Origin of the sequence: Fictibacillus nanhaiensis (assembly GCF_023715445.1) — a bacterium.
GTDB lineage: Bacteria > Bacillota > Bacilli > Bacillales > Fictibacillaceae > Fictibacillus > Fictibacillus nanhaiensis_D.
Window position 1 is genome coordinate 106,049 of the sequence record NZ_JAMBOD010000005.1, and the last position, 16,301, is coordinate 122,349.

General features: G+C 39.3%; 15 protein-coding genes. 12 read left to right on the forward strand and 3 right to left on the reverse strand.

All coding sequences use genetic code 11. The annotated features are described in order from the left end of the window. Positions 1–199: 199 nt before the first annotated feature. On the forward strand, positions 200–1,684 hold the full coding sequence (locus M3196_RS14415; protein WP_251323015.1) for an aldehyde dehydrogenase family protein: 1,485 nt from the start codon (positions 200–202) through the stop codon (positions 1,682–1,684). 86 nt (positions 1,685–1,770) lie between these two features. On the opposite strand, the gene M3196_RS14420 is transcribed toward M3196_RS14415, so the two are convergent. Both M3196_RS14420 and M3196_RS14425 read right to left on the reverse strand, forming a co-directional pair. Further along, positions 1,771–2,205: a GNAT family N-acetyltransferase gene (locus M3196_RS14420; RefSeq protein WP_251323016.1), complete on the reverse strand. Its 435-nt coding sequence runs from the start codon at positions 2,203–2,205 to the stop codon at positions 1,771–1,773. Positions 2,206–2,234: 29 nt separating this feature from the next. Next, positions 2,235–2,420 carry a YhzD family protein gene (locus tag M3196_RS14425; RefSeq protein WP_066286575.1) on the reverse strand — a complete coding sequence of 62 codons (186 nt, stop codon included), beginning with the start codon at positions 2,418–2,420 and terminating at the stop codon, positions 2,235–2,237. A gap of 149 nt (positions 2,421–2,569) precedes the next feature. Between M3196_RS14425 and M3196_RS14430 the strand changes: the two genes are divergently transcribed. From M3196_RS14430 to M3196_RS14470, 9 genes are all read left to right on the forward strand, one after another. Continuing rightward, positions 2,570–3,466, forward strand: coding sequence for an ABC transporter ATP-binding protein (locus M3196_RS14430; protein ID WP_251323017.1), 897 nt, complete (start codon positions 2,570–2,572; stop codon positions 3,464–3,466). Next, positions 3,459–4,730 carry an ABC transporter permease gene (locus tag M3196_RS14435; protein WP_251323018.1) on the forward strand — a complete coding sequence of 424 codons (1,272 nt, stop codon included), beginning with the start codon at positions 3,459–3,461 and terminating at the stop codon, positions 4,728–4,730. The genes M3196_RS14430 and M3196_RS14435 overlap by 8 nt, the downstream gene beginning before the upstream one ends. Before the next feature lie 115 nt (positions 4,731–4,845). Continuing rightward, positions 4,846–6,057 (forward strand): metallophosphoesterase family protein, encoded by a 1,212-nt coding sequence (locus tag M3196_RS14440; RefSeq protein ID WP_251323019.1) that lies wholly within the window; start codon positions 4,846–4,848, stop codon positions 6,055–6,057. A gap of 8 nt (positions 6,058–6,065) precedes the next feature. Next, positions 6,066–8,930, forward strand: coding sequence for an ATP-binding protein (locus M3196_RS14445; protein ID WP_251323020.1), 2,865 nt, complete (start codon positions 6,066–6,068; stop codon positions 8,928–8,930). Between the two features lie 19 nt (positions 8,931–8,949). Continuing rightward, positions 8,950–9,627 (forward strand): response regulator transcription factor, encoded by a 678-nt coding sequence (locus M3196_RS14450; RefSeq protein ID WP_251323021.1) that lies wholly within the window; start codon positions 8,950–8,952, stop codon positions 9,625–9,627. Next, on the forward strand, positions 9,624–10,985 hold the full coding sequence (locus M3196_RS14455; RefSeq protein WP_251323022.1) for a HAMP domain-containing sensor histidine kinase: 1,362 nt from the start codon (positions 9,624–9,626) through the stop codon (positions 10,983–10,985). Before M3196_RS14450 ends, M3196_RS14455 begins: the two co-directional genes overlap by 4 nt. 91 nt (positions 10,986–11,076) lie before the next feature. Continuing rightward, on the forward strand, positions 11,077–12,036 hold the full coding sequence (gene yhaM, locus M3196_RS14460; RefSeq protein ID WP_251323023.1) for a 3'-5' exoribonuclease YhaM: 960 nt from the start codon (positions 11,077–11,079) through the stop codon (positions 12,034–12,036). Positions 12,037–12,409: 373 nt separating this feature from the next. After that, entirely contained in the window at positions 12,410–13,717 is a 1,308-nt protein-coding gene (locus M3196_RS14465; RefSeq protein ID WP_251323024.1) for an MDR family MFS transporter, read from the forward strand. A gap of 66 nt (positions 13,718–13,783) precedes the next feature. Continuing rightward, positions 13,784–14,116, forward strand: coding sequence for a sporulation YhaL family protein (locus tag M3196_RS14470; RefSeq protein WP_251323025.1), 333 nt, complete (start codon positions 13,784–13,786; stop codon positions 14,114–14,116). A gap of 369 nt (positions 14,117–14,485) precedes the next feature. Here M3196_RS14470 and M3196_RS14475 read toward each other — a convergent pair whose 3' ends face one another. After that, positions 14,486–15,376 carry a peptidylprolyl isomerase gene (locus tag M3196_RS14475; protein ID WP_251323026.1) on the reverse strand — a complete coding sequence of 297 codons (891 nt, stop codon included), beginning with the start codon at positions 15,374–15,376 and terminating at the stop codon, positions 14,486–14,488. 217 nt (positions 15,377–15,593) lie between these two features. Between M3196_RS14475 and M3196_RS14480 the strand changes: the two genes are divergently transcribed. Beyond that, positions 15,594–15,692: a YjcZ family sporulation protein gene (locus M3196_RS14480; RefSeq protein WP_276531383.1), complete on the forward strand. Its 99-nt coding sequence runs from the start codon at positions 15,594–15,596 to the stop codon at positions 15,690–15,692. Positions 15,693–15,791: 99 nt separating this feature from the next. Further along, positions 15,792–15,884, forward strand: coding sequence for a YjcZ family sporulation protein (locus M3196_RS14485; protein ID WP_077363456.1), 93 nt, complete (start codon positions 15,792–15,794; stop codon positions 15,882–15,884). Positions 15,885–16,301 lie beyond the last annotated feature (417 nt).

The window sequence follows — 16,301 nt, forward strand, 5'->3', positions numbered from 1 at the left end:
TTTATGCGCGCTCAGGGAGATTTATGCGCGCCCAGAGACATATCATCCCTCATCAAAAATCCTTGAAGATTCGACACTCTCTTGCCGAATTTAGTCAAAAACGTTTCATTTTTATTACAAATGTTGAAAATGAAAGGGTTTTCATGAATCCTGACGAATAATATTTATGTAAGATTCACTTTGTAAAGGGAGGATTCAAATGGAAAAAACATTAGACCTACAATTAAAACCAAAGGTGGCTGAGTTCCTGAACGGAACAAAAAAACATTTTATTAATGGAGAATGGGTCTCCTCAGCAAGCGGAAAAACATTTGAAACATTAAACCCTTCAACTGGCGATGTACTTGCAGTGGTTTCAGAAGGTGGGCCAGAAGACATCGATAAGGCAGTAAAAGCTGCTAGAGCAGCATTCGAAACTGGATACTGGTCGAAGATGCCTGCATCAAAGCGCAGCTACTTAATTTACAAACTAGCAGATTTAATGGAAGAAAATAAAGAAGAATTAGCACAACTTGATACATTAGACAACGGTAAGCCTATCGGAGAAACAACGAACGCTGACGTTCCGCTGGCAATTGAACATTTCCGTTACTATGCAGGATGGTCCACTAAGATTGTTGGACAAACCATTCCTGTTGCAGGAAGCTTTTTCAACTATACACGTCATGAAGCACTTGGTGTAGTTGGACAAATCATTCCTTGGAACTTCCCGTTATTGATGGCGGCTTGGAAGCTTGGAGCAGCACTTGCGACTGGATGTACAGTTATATTGAAGCCTGCAGAGCAAACGCCTCTTTCTGCACTATACCTTGCTAAATTAGCTCAAGATGCTGGGTTCCCTGAAGGCGTGCTTAACGTAGTAACAGGTGCTGGTGAAACAGGAGCAGCTCTAGTTGACCATCCAAATGTGGACAAAATCGCATTTACTGGATCAACGGAAGTTGGTAAGCTGATCATGCGTAATGCTTCTAATTCATTGAAGCGTGTTACGTTAGAGCTTGGCGGAAAGTCGCCGAACATCATTCTTCCGGATGCTGACATGAGCCGTGCGATCCCTGGTGCACTTAGCGGAATCATGTTCAACCAAGGACAAGTTTGCTGTGCCGGATCACGTTTATATATTCAGAAGAAATCGTTTGATAATGTAGTAGCTGACCTTGTGTCACATGCTAAAAAGATCAAACAAGGACCTGGACTTGATCCAGAAACTACAATGGGACCTCTAGTCTCTCAAGAACAGCATAATCGCGTTCTAAGCTATATCCAAAAAGGTAAAGATGAGGGTGCTGAACTTCTTTCAGGAGGATCTGTTCCTTTTGAGAAAGGATATTTCGTAGAACCTACGATTTTTGCTGACGTTGATGATAAGATGACGATCGCAAAAGAAGAGATCTTCGGACCAGTTGTAGCGGCAATGCCGTTTGATGACTTGGATGATGTAATCGCACGTGCGAACGATTCTGAGTATGGTCTTGCTGCAGGACTATGGACAGAGAATTTAAAAACAGCTCACTATGTATCTAACAAGCTTCGTGCAGGTACAGTTTGGGTGAACTGCTACAATGCGTTCGATGCTGCATCTCCGTTCGGCGGATACAAGCAATCTGGCATCGGCCGTGAAATGGGATCTTATGCGTTGAACAACTACACTGAAGTGAAGAGCGTTTGGGTTAACCTTAAATAAACAACATAGACATTACGGGGTCAATAAAATGATCGGAAAATAGTAGAAACCGGGTGCTGGCGATTCAGCACCCGGTTTTCTCATTTTTAAAGCATTACTTTTATAAATCGCAATCCTGTATCATCATAATCTAAGTTTCGGTAAAACTCATGAGTATCTGTTCGGTGTTTTCCGCTATTCAGTAAGATAGCTGTTGCACCTTGTTCCTTTGCCCATTCTTCTCCATAGCGAACAAGCTGTTTGCCGATGCCGTTTCCTCTGAATTCTTCACTCACTACAAGCGCGGAAATTCCTGCGTAACAGCCGTTTTTTTCAAAGTAGATGCCTTTCGTAAGACCGATCATACCTATAACTTGTTCATTTACACAAGCTACAAAACAGGCGTATGCTGTATTGGGAAGAAGCGTTTCTAAGCGTTCTGTCATTTCTTCAGGGGAGGTTGGATATCCGAGTTCCCCCATTAAATAAGAAAGTTCATAGCTGTCTTCATATCGTGCTTCGCGAATTAAAACCTCACTCACTGTTTTTCCCCTCGTTTCCATGAGTCTCATCAGCGATGGAAAAGAAGCAACTGTCCTTTTGGTGAAGTCAGACGGTGCGTTTTTTCTTGCATGTTTAATTCAGCCAGACGGGCTTCTCCCCGTTGTTTTGCTTCTGAATCATTAGATGCTGTAATTGCCTCATCTAATATTTTTTCGCCGTTCTTTTCGTAAGCAGTTAATGCATATGTATTCATGAAAAGTCTAACTCCTTTCGTATCTAAAAATTGATTTCAACATTCGACCGATTTTTCCTGCAACATCCTTGATAAATTGTTTGAAACTTAGGTTTTTAGCACCACGCACAAGGTAGAATATGGTATATTTTACAGCGGGAGGGAAGTTTATGTTAACCATAAAAGATGTCCGGAAACAATTTGGTTCTTTTACAGCTGTAGAAGGACTGAATCTAGAAATACCTAAAGGTGAAATTTTTGGATTACTGGGTGCGAATGGTGCTGGGAAAACGACAACCTTCAGGATGATCCTTGGCTTATTAACACCTACTCGTGGTGAAATTTCATGGAACGAGAAAGAAATTTCTTATGAAACTAGTGATCTTGTAGGTTACTTACCCGAAGAAAGGGGTCTTTATCCAAAGCTGACAGTAAGAGAGCAGCTTATCTATTTAGGCCAATTGCGCGGAATGTCACGAACACTTATACAAGAACAAACAGAGAAATGGCTAAAACGATTTGGTGCAGAAGAATACTTAAATAAAAAAGTTGAATCACTCTCAAAGGGGAATCAGCAAAAGATACAGTTTATTGCTGCCGTTCTTCACCGGCCGGAACTATTAATCTTAGATGAACCTTTCAGCGGGCTGGATCCAGTAAATGTTGAACTATTAAAGAACGCTGTACATGAATTGAAAAAAGAAGGTACGACGATTGTATTCTCCAGCCACAGAATGGAGCATGTTGAGGAACTTTGCGAGCATTTATGCATCATGCACAAAGGCAATTCTGTCGTACATGGAAGCTTAAAAGATATTAAGCGTGCTTTTGGCAAGAAGAACGTTTCTGTAAAAGCGGACTTTGATTTGAGATATTTGAAAGATACAAAGGGTGTGTTGAAACACCGTCTGACGGCGGATGGCATTACGCTGCAAGTAGAGCGTGAAGAAGTCGCCAATGATTTGTTCCAAGCCATTCAAGCCAAAGGATTTGTAAGGAAGTTTGAACTCGAAGAACCTTCATTAAATGATATTTTCATCGAAAAGGTAGGTGTGGTTCATGAATAAATTTATGATTGTTATGATGCATACATACCGATCTAAGATAAAGTCTAAACCATTCATGATCTCTACACTAATTACGATTGCTTTATTGTTTGTCGTGACAAACATGAACGAGATCACAAAAATGTTTGGCGGAGAAGAAGAAGCAAAAGTTGGAGTCATCGATAAGACAGGAAATACACTTCCAGTACTGAAAGAACAACTCAAAGCAGCAGGGGCAGACATCAAAGCTGAAGCCTTTAGTAAATCAGAGAAAGATGCCGAAAGTTCCGTTCTTAATGGTGAGCTGGACGGTCTTCTTATTTTAGATAAAGATACGTCAGGAATGATAACGGGAAGCTATAAGGCGGAGGATGTTACAAATCAAGACTTGATTACGGACATTGAAATGGCACTTCAACAGATAAAGAATAAAAGTGCAGCAGAATCCATCGGGTTGAATCAAGAACAGCTGGCAGCGATTTACCTGCCTGTGACATTTGAAAAGGATTCATTGTCCGACACTGCAAAAAGTGAAGAAGAAGCAGCTCAAGTATATATACTTGTTTACGTATTATTGTTCTTCATGTATATGTCTGTAATGATGTACGGCAGTATGATTGCGGTGGAAGTAGCTACTGAAAAATCATCCCGAGTAATGGAAATCTTAATCTCATCTGTTTCTCCAGTTAAACAGATGTTTGGAAAAATCTTTGGTATTGTTCTAATAGCTCTTACACAACTAGCGGTATTTGTTGCTGCAGGAATTACATCTGCTAAATTAAATGAAAGACTTAGCGGAAGTGAAAGCATAATAAAAGAATTTAAACTGAATGAGATTCCAATTCCATTGATCATCTATGCACTATTGTTCTTCGTATTAGGATTCTTCCTTTACGCGACGCTTTTTGCAATGCTGGGTTCATTGATTACGAGAGTAGAAGAAGTGAACAACATAATGACTCCTGTTGTTATTCTGATCGTAGCAGCATTCATGATTGCAATGTACGGCAGAGAAAATCCGGAATCTGGTTTTGTTGCAGGTGCATCTTACTTCCCGTTCTTTACACCGATGCTTATGCTGCTTCGGGTAGGAATGCTTTCATTGCCGGTATGGGAAGTAGCCCTTGGCATTGGTGTTCTAGTGGGTGCCATTTTACTATTTGCTGTTATTGGTGCACGTGTTTATCGTGGCGGTGTACTTATGTACGGCAACGCGCCATCATTGAAACTATTTAAGCAGGCTATTCTTCTATCCAAACAAGAGAAGAAAAATACGACCGGATGATCCTATAAGAAGGAGAGTGATTCTTGCTCTCCTTTTTTGTATACAATTTAGCGAACGTGTTTTCGTATATATGTTAAAATGAGGGGAAGAATGATAGAAAAAAAGGATGAGTGAAATGATAAAGTTCCTACATTGCGCAGACCTTCATTTAGACAGTCCTTTCAAGGGCCTTTCCTCTTTGCCGGAAGGGATGCTGGAACGGCTATTTGAAAGTACATTTATGTCATTTAAAAGACTTATTGATATAGCGATCAAAGAAGAAGTAGATTTTGTTATCATTGCCGGTGATCTTTATGACAGCGGGCAGCGAAGCTTAAAAGCACAGTCCTTTTTAAAAGATTGTTTTCTGAAACTGGAGAATCATCATATAGAAGTCTATATAAGCCATGGAAATCATGATCCGCTCGATGGTCAGTGGGTCACACTTGATTGGCCTGAGAATGTTCATTTTTTTCAAGGAAACAGCATTCAGAGTTATTACTATGCAAGAGAGGGACAGAAAATTGCCTGTCTTCATGGGTTTAGTTATGAAACAGCAGCTGTGACCGATAACCGTACCATTCATTTTCCTGAGAAACAGGATGAGCTGTACCATATCGGTATTTTACACGGACAAGCGGACGGGTATAGCGGGCATAGCCGGTATGCTCCTTTTCTATTATCGGAACTCTTAAAAAAGGGCTATGACTATTGGGCGCTTGGACATATTCATAAAAAAATGGATCTGCATGATGAACCGCCAGTTCGATATTCAGGAAATATACAAGGAAGACATAGTGGTGAAACGGGTGAAAAAGGCGGGTTTATCGTCACTCTTAATGGAAATGAAGCAACAAGCGTTTTTTATGCAACATCTGATATTGAATGGCATGAGGCAGTCATTGAATTAGATGAAACAGAAAGTCTCCAGGAAATTATTACATTGTGTGAAGAAGCAAAAAATACATACCAACATCAGCATAAAGGGGTTTTTCTTTCTATTAGATTAACAGGCCATACGCTATTGTACGAAGAATTGCTGGATGGCATTTTTTTAGAAGAACTTGAGGACATTTTGCGGGAAGAGGATGCTGCATCTTTTGTCCATATTGTTTCTATAAAAAATGATGTTCGTCCCGCATTGAAAGATGAAATGTCTATTAAGCAGTCTGCTTTCTTCCAAGATGTTTTAAACGTTTTACAAGATGACAGGGAGCTTGAAAAAGCGGTATCTGAATTAAAGACTCATAGAACAGCAAGAAAATATCTTTCTCTCACAGAAGAAGACTGGGAAGATGTGAAGAAACAAGCAGAACAATTATTATTATCAGAGCTGTACAAAGGCTAGGTGAAATTATGAAAATAGTATCTTTGCACATCTATCATTTTGGAGCCTTAAAGGATTGCAAATTATCACTGGAACGTACAGGTTTTCAGCTGCTTTTTGGAGATAATGAAGCAGGAAAAACAACCTTGATGGATTTTATTAAGTGTGTGCTGTTCGGTTTTCCTGTGAAAAACCAGGCACAGCACCGGTATGAACCGAAAAACGGCAACCGCCTCGGTGGAAAATTAACCGTAGATCATCCAAAATTGGGGAGATGGACAATTGAAAGAATTGCCGGCACTAAGGCTGCTGGAGACGTAACCATTTATGATGAAACCGGTCAGCACAAAGATGAATCTTTTATCATGCATCTTTTAGATGGGATGGATGTGTCTTTATTTACAGGGGCGTATTGCTTTGGGCTTGACGGGTTGCAGAAGCTGGATAAATTAACATCTGAAGAACTTGGTAACTTCTTGTTGAGTACTGCTTTATCAGGTGACCGTGATTTGCTTGAAATTGAACAAACGTTTGAACGGAAACAATCCCTATTATTTAAAAAAGCCGGAAAAAAGCCAGTTATTAACGAGAAGTTAGAACAGTTAAAAGCTACTGGGCAATCTTTGCAATCCTTCAGGGAAAAGAATGAAAGCTACCAGATGCTCGATAACCAAAAAGAAATCATCGAGAAGAAAATTCATCAAACACAGGAAGAATTAGATTTTATACAAAGAGAGTTAAGGTCTTTAAAACGTTTGTTTGAATTGCGGCCAGTCTTGGAAAAATACAAACAGCTTCAGCATGAACTGAAGTCATTTGATCCGGAAAAAATGACATTTCCGGAAAACGGTATCCACCGTTATGAGCAGTGGCAAAAAGAAGGTTCATTACTAAACAGTGAACTCCAATATATTGAAGACCGGCTGCTTAAAATGGAAAAAGAACTAAAGCTGCTGGAAACGGATAAACAATTGCTTTCATATAAAAGAGATATTAAACAGTTGTTTAATAAACTGCCGCATTTTGAGCATTTACTGGTACAGCTTAAAGAATTAACCAACCATGCTGAGGAATTGCAAAATCAGGAATCTAGTTTATTTGAAGCTATTGGAGAAATATGGCCAGAAGAGGAATTGATGCAGCTGAATGTTTCTCTTTCTGCTTTACATGAGCATGAAGAGATGCTGAAAAAAAGGACAGCCTTGACTGAGAAAAAGAGAAGGTTAGAAACGGAATTAGAAGAATCGAGAGTAAAGCTTGAAAGATTAGAAAAAGAAGAAGCAGAGCAAAAACAAAGGCTTTTACCTGAAGAAGAACATGCCCGCTATGAACAGGAAAGAAGCAAAACATATCAACATCAAAAAAATCGGCCTTATTATGCTATGATGCTGCCTGTTATTTCAGCAATAGTGTTAATTTGGTCTGGCTGGACATCTGATAAAAATTCAGTTGTTTTCGCTGGAGTACTGCTTTTGCTTGCAGCTGGTGTGATGATTTTAACTAGTTATAAAAAAGACGGATCTACACAGGACACACCTGTCTCAAGCAATCACCGTTTACTTGAGGATGAGGTAAACCGAAAACAATGGATTCAGCTCACTGCTGCTCTTCAGCACGAAAATACTGTATATTTGCAGGTTGCTAAACAGCTTGATTATTTAGAAATAGAAGAAGCAAGTGTATATGAACAAGCAGAAAAATGGGCGCGATCAAATGGATATAAAGGCGATAATGAGAAGCTTTTGATGTCTGGTTATATGAACAGTCTTTATAAAATAAAAGAAATCATTAAGCAAAAAGTGAACACAAATCAAAAGCGGCACAATATTGCATCAGAACTTTCCCATTTTAAAGAGGCAGCTGAAAGACTAGCATCGTTCTTTCACATAGAGATCACTGAAGATGTTCCTAAACTGATAGAGGAATTACATGCAAGATTAGAAAATCAGGTAAGAAAAGAAACGGAGAGAGAACATTTTAGGAAAAATTGCAATGAACTATCAGAACGGAAAAAGACACTTCTAAAACAGATTCAGCACATAAACAACCAGGTCGTAAAGCTATTGAATGAAGCTGGTGCTGACACAGCAGAACAATACTATGAAAATGGAAAAAGAACGGCTTCCTATATAAAGCATTCTGAAGAAAGAGATAGACTTTACAACCAGCTCTTATCCTTAGGTTATTCTTCAACTGAAATGGACAGTATGGCAGAAAAGGTTACTGAGAAATACGAGGATTCCGTTCAGCTCCTTGAAGATATCGAGAGAAAAGAAAAAGAACAGCAAACAGAGCTTTCAACAGCTACTGAAGACAGGGCTAAACTTAAATGGGAACTGAAACAGCTTCTTGAAGACGGCAGCTATTCAGAGCACATGCACCGTTATGAACTATTAAAAGAGGAATGGAATCAGCTTGTTAAGAAGTGGGCGGGCTTTAAGCTTGCCCAGCATGCCCTGCAAAAAGTAAAGGAAGACTATCAGCAAACGAAGCTGCCAGCAGTTTTAGAGACTTCGAGTGGTTATTTTAGTAAAATAACAGAAGGGGAATATCAATCTATTTTATTTACGGATGCAAACGAACTGCTAGTGTTAAAAGGGGATGGAACACGCTTTTATCCTCATGAGTTGAGCCGTGGAACAGCAGAGCAAGTTTATTTAGCGATCCGGCTCGCTGTTGCAGCGAATGCCGGTCCTGCTGGATTCCCGGTACTAATGGATGATATTGCAGTGAATTTCGATCAAAAAAGAACACGTCGCACGCTGTCATTGATTCAAGAGTTCGCACGGGATAGACAGGTTCTGTTCTTTACATGCCACTCACATTTAGAGTCGATTGTGCCGGATGTTCCATTTATTCACTGGCCAGATCGTTCTGTTTTAGCTGAAAAATAATTAAAGGAGGGGAATGCCCATGTCAAATGAGTATATGATTTACTTAGTAGAGGATGAGCAAGACCTTTCACACGTCTTAAAAGCCTATATGGATAAAGAGGGTTGGAATGTTTCTGTTTTTCACAACGGAGAGGAAGCATTAAAGAATTCTGAAGGATCCCCTCCTCATCTTTGGATTTTAGATATTATGCTCCCAGGTATGGACGGCTATGAAATCATAAAAGAAATCAAAAAGAATTCTGATATACCAGTAATTTTCATTTCGGCAAGAGATCAGGACCTTGATCGGATAGTAGGTCTTGAACTGGGAAGTGATGATTATTTGGCTAAACCGTTTATGCCAAGAGAGCTTGTAATCCGAGTTAAGAAACTTTTAACAAGAATCTATGAAACAGGCAATCGAATGCCGCAGATTATTGAAATAACAGGCTACACGATAGATCCAATCTCCAGAAGGATTACACGTGATGGAGAAATCATTAATTTAACAGGGAAAGAAATAGACGTTCTGCTCTACTTGATCGAAAACAAAGGCAAATCAAGAAAAAGAGAAGAGATTCTGGAATATGTTTGGGGTGACGACTATTTTGGGTCTGAACGTGCGGTTGACGATGTGATCAGGCGCGTGCGCAAGAAAATGCCGCGGCTGAACTTGGAAACCGTCTATGGTTCTGGTTATAGGATCATTCCATCATGATCCGGTTGAATCTCACGCAGCGCATCTGGCTTTCGTTTGGTCTGTTGTTGTTTACGATCGGCTTATTAACCGCTATTATCTATCCATTGTCCATTAAAGATACCCTTACAGAGGAAACCTATCGAATCATTGAAAACGAGCAAAAAGGGGAGATTAATCCTCAGAAGCAATTTCCAGGAGAAACACCAAAAGATTTTATTGAAAGAAGAAGCGCAGCACGCGATGTTGGACACATTCTGATTGCGGAACAGTATGCCAATCAACTACAAGGAGATTTTGTACCTAAGGAAGTTTTAGTGGAGATGGCTGAAAAAGCATATGAACAAAAAGATAATAAAGGAAGATATGAGCTTACGTATGAAGGAGCCACTCTTTTTTATGTGATCTCTAAAGGAACGAATACAAAAGGTGAAATCGTCTACTTGATTTCCTATATGTGGGACACGTATCGTGATCAAATGGTAAACAGGCTCTGGCTCAGACTTGTTTTGATCTTGCTGTTCACGGGAGTCTTTTCAATCATACCAGCAATCTGGCTGGCAAGGTATCTCCGTTTTCCGCTCACCATATTAGGTAGACGTTTTGAGCAGATCGCCAAAAGAAATTGGCAGGAGCCCTTTCATTGGAAAGGGGATGACGAATTTTATGTCTTGTCAAAACAGTTTGAGGATATGAGGCAAAATCTCCTGAGACACGACTATGCACAAAAAACTTTCATCCAGCACACATCTCATGAGCTGAAAACACCAATCATGACGATTAAGAGCTATGCCCAGTCTGTGAAGGATGGCATTATGCCAAAGAAAACGACGGAAGACATGATGGATGTTATTTTAAAAGAAACACAAAGGATGGAAAAGCGTGTGCAAAACATGCTTTACTATACAAAACTCGATGCATTGAAGCTGGATGTACTTTCTAAAGAGACGTTTGAGTTTGGAGAACTGGCTGAGGATATTGTGGAGCGTTTTAGATATCAGCGGGAAGATATAAACTTTGAAATTACAGGCAGCCATTACAAGATCCACGGTGACCATGAACAGTGGAGTATTCTGCTCGATAATCTGGTTCAAAATGCGCTTCGTTATGCCAGTGAAACGATTAGACTTTCAGCTTTCTATAAAGGCAGCTATTTCATCGTCGAGGTCTTTAACGATGGAGAACAGCTGACAGGCGTAACAGGAGACGAGATCTTTCAGCCGTTCAGAAAAGGGAACAAGGGGCAGTTTGGGCTCGGACTCGCTATTGTAAAACGGATTGCTGAGCTGCATGGAGGCAAAGCAACAGCGCTTAATACGAAAAACGGTGTGGCTTTCCAGATAAAAATACTAATAAACGACTTGCAGAATAAAGAATAATAAGCCAATACAAATGTGTTTTTTAGTGTTCATAAGAATAGTTAAATAGGCTGATATGCTATACTTAAAACAAAGAAAGGCGGGGTGGAAAATGAAAAAAGGACTTGCTTTTTATAAAGTAGGAGAGATGGTTGACGGATTTTTTCTTATCAAATCATCTGTAAAAGGAACGGCCAGTAATGGGAAGCCGTTTTTAACGCTGATCCTCCAAGATCAATCGGGAGATGTAGAAGCAAAACTTTGGGATTGCTCTCCTGAAGATGAAGAGCTTTACGCAGCTCAAGCAATCGTAAAGATTTCTGGTGAAATGGGTAATTACAGAGGAAAAATGCAGCTTAAGCTTAAAGCGATCCGCCCTGCAACGGAACTTGACGGTGTTAAAGTAAGTGATTTTCTTGAAACAGCTCCGCTAACACAAGAAGCGATGGTAGAAACGATCACCAAATACATATTTGAGATGAAAAATCCGAATATACAGCGGATCACAAGGCACCTGCTTAAAAAATATCAAACTGATTTTTTAGAGTATCCTGCCGCCGTAAAGAATCATCATGAATTTGTTTCTGGCCTTGCGTTCCATGTAGTATCCATGCTAAATATGGCAAAGGCATTCAGCAAACTGTATCCTTCACTGGACACAGATCTTCTATATTCCGGGATAATATTGCATGACCTTGGCAAAGTGATTGAACTCTCAGGTCCTGTTGCCGCTTCTTATACATTAGAAGGTAAATTACTGGGACATATTACGATCATGGTAAACGAAATCGGAATGGCAGCCAATGAACTCGAGATTGAAGGGGAAGAAGTGACTGTGCTTCAGCATCTCGTACTAAGTCATCATAGCAAGCCAGAATGGGGAAGTCCAAAACAGCCATTGATCAGGGAAGCTGAGATTCTTCATATGATCGATAACTTTGATGCAAGGATGAATATGATGGATCGTGCACTTGAAAAAGTACAGCCGGGAGAATTCACGGAAAAACAGTTTGCTTTAGAAAACCGTTCATTATATAAGCCGCAATTCCAAACAGAATTTGCTAAAAATTAATTTTCATCAAAACGATTGTGAATAATTAGAAATTATGTTAAATTTGGAATTGGAAATAAAAGAAAACGTTCAGGAGGCAATGACTCATGAAAAGCATTGTTCAAATTAAGGCAGGGAAGCAAGCTAAATAACGTCCAATCCTTTTAAGGAAAGGTTTATTTTGCTATGTATTCTACCTTCTTTTGAGCAATCGATCTTTCATGTGTCATCTTCAGCCTTTTTATGAAAAAGTCTGTGGTGTGCACATTTTATAGGTGTGTATTCATGGGCTTTTTCTGTTTGTTGAGAGTCCCATGTTTACTCTGAAAAATGCTCAAAAGACAGGTGGACGCAATACAGTGTCGGATATATAACGAAGAAAAGAGTGAACAACATGAAATGGAAAGACTGGGATGCAAATATTAAAGTACGTCTAATCGGAGAATTTTTTGTAAATCTATTATTTTGGATGTTTTTCCCGTTTATGGCCATCTATTTTTCAGATGAGCTCGGTAAGGAAACAGCAGGAATATTACTTGTACTATCACAGGTTGTCGGTGTAATCACAAACCTCGTCGGCGGTTATTGCGCCGATAGATTTGGCCGAAAAAAGATGATGGTCATTTCTGCCTGGGGGCAGGCTGCTACATTCGTATTTTTTGTACTTGCAAATTCCCCTTGGCTGGATTCACCTATTTTAACATTTATTTCATTTTCCGCTTTAGGCCTGTTTGGTTCTCTTTACTGGCCTGCAAGCCATGCAATGATTGCGGATGTGGTGGAAGAGAAACACCGAAGTGAAGTGTTTGCGGTTTTCTATACTTCAATCAATATTTCTGTAGTATTTGGACCGGTGTTAGGAAGTGTATTCTTCTTTTCACATAGGTTTGAACTGCTTCTTGCTTGTTTAGCAGTGAGTATTGTTCTTGCTTTTGTACTTGCTAAATACATCAGAGAAACTGTTCCGGTTAAGAAGGAAGTGCTTGATCAAGTTGGTTCGGATAAAAAATGGCATGAAGCGGTTTGGGAACAACTAAAGGATTACAGAGTTATTGCCAGTGACAAGCTGTTTTTACTTTTTATACTTGCAGGTATTCTTGTTGCTCAAACCTTTATGCAAATGGATTTATTACTCGCTGTATACTTAACGGAAAAAGTGCCAGAGCAAACTTTACTAGCTATCGGAAACTGGAACCTCTCGTTAACCGGTGAAAAAGTATTCGGTTATCTGATTTCATTAAATGGGTTGATGGTTGCGCTTTGTACTGTTTGGATGGCAAAATGGATGAACCGCTTTAACGAGGGAAGAGTCTTTATTCTTTCTGCGCTTTTATACGGAGTTTCCATGCTCGTTTTTGGTGGAACGACGATAATGTGGGTTCTGTTTGCTGCCATGATCATTTTCACGACTGCTGAATTAATGGTGGTAGGGATTCAGGAAAGCTTTATCTCAAAGCTCGCTCCAGAAAATATGAGAGGTCAATATTTTGCTGCGGCAGGTTTGCGTTTTTCAATCGGCCGTACGATTGCTCCAATCTCTATTCCATTAACGATGTGGATTGGCTTTGAAAATACGTTTTATTTGCTCTTTATATTAGCAGTATTGAGTGCAGGAATGTACTATATCATGTTCCGTGCTTTTGATAAAAAAGTAAAATTAAAAGCCAAGACAGATAGAAAAGCAGAACCTGCACTTTCGTGACATATCTTTAATCAATCCCTCATAGACTTGAATAAAAGCTTGTCTAACAAAAGGGGGAGTTTATCGATGAAAGGATACGCTGCTTTATTTTTTGGTGCGATACTTATTGCGGCATTTGTTTTAAAAGAATATTCAGCAGGAGTCAGCGAATTTTTTGCAATGACTCCATGGTGGGTGTATTTTGTGCTTTGCGGCATTATTTATAGCGGATACAGGGGAACAACACTTTTCCAGGAAGACCGTGCTCTGGAGCAAAAGGTTATCGAAGAAGAAGGAAAGGTGTTCATGAAGCGTATCGAAATAGCGAAAGCTTTTGATGAAGCTAAAGAAATGAATGAGCGTCTGAACATGACTATTGAAGAAGAAGCCGAGCCAACGCATAAAGCTTCTGGAGAATGAAAAGATAGAGAAAAAGGTAGAGGCTGACTCAAAAGGATATGAAATATGCCCTTTTGCTGTCAGCTTTTCGTTTTTTAATAAAATTCTGTATGATCTGTACGTTTTTAATGTGGTATTTACAAGTAGAATTACCTTTTTGGAGTGGAAATGAGAGGTTTTTGCGTGAAACTCTATGAAGTTTGAGCGAAACTTGGCATGGTTTGAGCGAAGCGAGCAGTCTATGGAGCGAAAACTCGCTTTACTGAGCGAACGTGTAATAAATAAAAGAACACGTACCGTAAAAGACCTCAACGTGTCTGATCGTGTTTTTCTAAAAAAGGGTGGAATATGTACAAAAACCAGACCCCTAAAGGCCTGGTTTTTTCAATATTATTGCTGTGGTACTGTCGGCTGCTGTGGTTGTTCCGCTTTCTTTTCGATCTTTTCTTTTAGTTCTTTGTCTTTGATCTTAACGTCCGCTTTTTTGCGAAGGTTTTCAAGGATTTCTGTGATTGGTTTTGCTTTTTGCTGTTTTAACTCTTGTTCAACTTGTTCTTTCTTGTCTTCGAACTTGTTTTCACGCTTGTCCGTTACTTTAATGATATGAACTCCGTAATCAGACTTAACAAGGTCGCTTGTTTCACCTTTATCAAGAGTAAACGCTACTTTTTCAAATTCAGGTACCATCGCACCTTTTCCGAAGAAGCCTAGGTCTCCGCCTTTAGATTTAGAACCAGGGTCTTTAGAGTACTCTTCTGCTAGTTTAGCAAAGTCTCCGCCCTCTTTTAGTTTCTTTTGAACTTCTTTAGCTGTCTTTTCATCATCAACTAGGATGTGGCTCGCCTTAACTTCTGTTTTGTATTTTTCTTCGAATACTTTCTTCATTTCATCTTCTGAGATCTTAACGCCTTCTGTCGCAGCTTTTTCATTTAAAAGCATAGATTTTACGCGTTCTTTAAGCTGTTTCTCATCAGATAAGCCGTTTTGCTCAAGTGCTTGTTTAAAAGCATCTTCCCCGCCAAGCTCTTCTTTAATCTTGTCGATTTCTTTATCAATCTCTTTATCTGTAACTTTGTATTTATCTTCAAGTACCATTTCATCGATCATTTGGTTTAGTACTTGATCACCATATTGTTCTTTCATTTTATTGTAAAACTGTTCTTTTGTAATATCTCCAGCTTTTGATTCAACAATTGCTTCTGAGTCAGCACCAGCGTTATTACAAGCGGATAAAGAGATTAGTCCCGCTGTTAGCCCTAAAGATAACATCCATTTTTTCATTTCAAACACTCCTACTGTGAAGTAATAATTTAACATCTCTAACTATAGCATAAACGTTGTCGATATTCCTATTCAATAAATGAAATATGAGAAAATTTACACATTATATTTTGAGCCAAGCCGTTTTAAAAAAAAATTTAAAACCCGGGACATTCGTCTAATCAAAACAGGGCGAATCACCATATGATACGGAGAAAAGAAAAGGGGAGGTATGATGATGAGTTACGGTTATGGTTACGGATGCGGGGGAGGATTCGCAATTATTATTGTTCTTTTTGTCCTTCTCATCATTGTAGGAGCTGCTAACTGCAAATGATGAAAGTATGAAAATTTAAGCAATATGAGGGCAAATGCCTATGCGTGTCTTACTCGTGATGCATAGGATAGTGTACAGATTAAAGAAGGAGGTGGCAACATGGGTTCAGGACACGGACATGGAAGAGGCTTTGCGTTGATTGTAGTGTTGTTTATCTTATTGATTATCGTAGGTGCTGCATGTTTCTGCTAACATAAAAGCTAGTCTTGCAGTACCTATTCTTTTGAATGGAGCTGTATAGGACTTGAATTATTCAGGCAGATTCGTTAGTGTTGTTTTTACTACTCTTGATCAATAGGTGCATCGTATGTTTGTTAAGGTATACACAAGGGGGAATGAAGTCTGGTTCCCCCTTTTACTATTAGGTCTGACTGATAGGGTGTGCCGTCAGCCAAGTTTTCTTTAAAAGACGTTTGAAATATAGGAAGAAATGAGAAGAATGGTAATAGAAATATTTATGGTGCGATAAACCGAATCTTCCTGTTTTACGGACAAGTTTTTTTTATCACAGAGCTTGTATGTGAGTGAATTGAATACAAATAAAAATACAGGTGCTAGAAAAACAAATAAATAGCCGGCCATATATAAACCTCCAACATGAACTACTTG

Coding starts and splice junctions, on each gene's coding strand:
- M3196_RS14425 (WP_066286575.1), bottom strand. CDS start 2,420: ATGAATACATATGCATTAACTGCTTACGAAAAGAACGGCGAAAAAATA.
- M3196_RS14480 (WP_276531383.1), top strand. CDS start 15,594: ATGAGTTACGGTTATGGTTACGGATGCGGGGGAGGATTCGCAATTATT.
- M3196_RS14465 (WP_251323024.1), top strand. CDS start 12,410: ATGAAATGGAAAGACTGGGATGCAAATATTAAAGTACGTCTAATCGGA.
- M3196_RS14430 (WP_251323017.1), top strand. CDS start 2,570: ATGTTAACCATAAAAGATGTCCGGAAACAATTTGGTTCTTTTACAGCT.
- M3196_RS14470 (WP_251323025.1), top strand. CDS start 13,784: ATGAAAGGATACGCTGCTTTATTTTTTGGTGCGATACTTATTGCGGCA.
- M3196_RS14485 (WP_077363456.1), top strand. CDS start 15,792: ATGGGTTCAGGACACGGACATGGAAGAGGCTTTGCGTTGATTGTAGTG.
- M3196_RS14455 (WP_251323022.1), top strand. CDS start 9,624: ATGATCCGGTTGAATCTCACGCAGCGCATCTGGCTTTCGTTTGGTCTG.
- M3196_RS14450 (WP_251323021.1), top strand. CDS start 8,950: ATGTCAAATGAGTATATGATTTACTTAGTAGAGGATGAGCAAGACCTT.
- M3196_RS14445 (WP_251323020.1), top strand. CDS start 6,066: ATGAAAATAGTATCTTTGCACATCTATCATTTTGGAGCCTTAAAGGAT.
- M3196_RS14415 (WP_251323015.1), top strand. CDS start 200: ATGGAAAAAACATTAGACCTACAATTAAAACCAAAGGTGGCTGAGTTC.
- yhaM (WP_251323023.1), top strand. CDS start 11,077: ATGAAAAAAGGACTTGCTTTTTATAAAGTAGGAGAGATGGTTGACGGA.
- M3196_RS14475 (WP_251323026.1), bottom strand. CDS start 15,376: ATGAAAAAATGGATGTTATCTTTAGGGCTAACAGCGGGACTAATCTCT.
- M3196_RS14440 (WP_251323019.1), top strand. CDS start 4,846: ATGATAAAGTTCCTACATTGCGCAGACCTTCATTTAGACAGTCCTTTC.
- M3196_RS14435 (WP_251323018.1), top strand. CDS start 3,459: ATGAATAAATTTATGATTGTTATGATGCATACATACCGATCTAAGATA.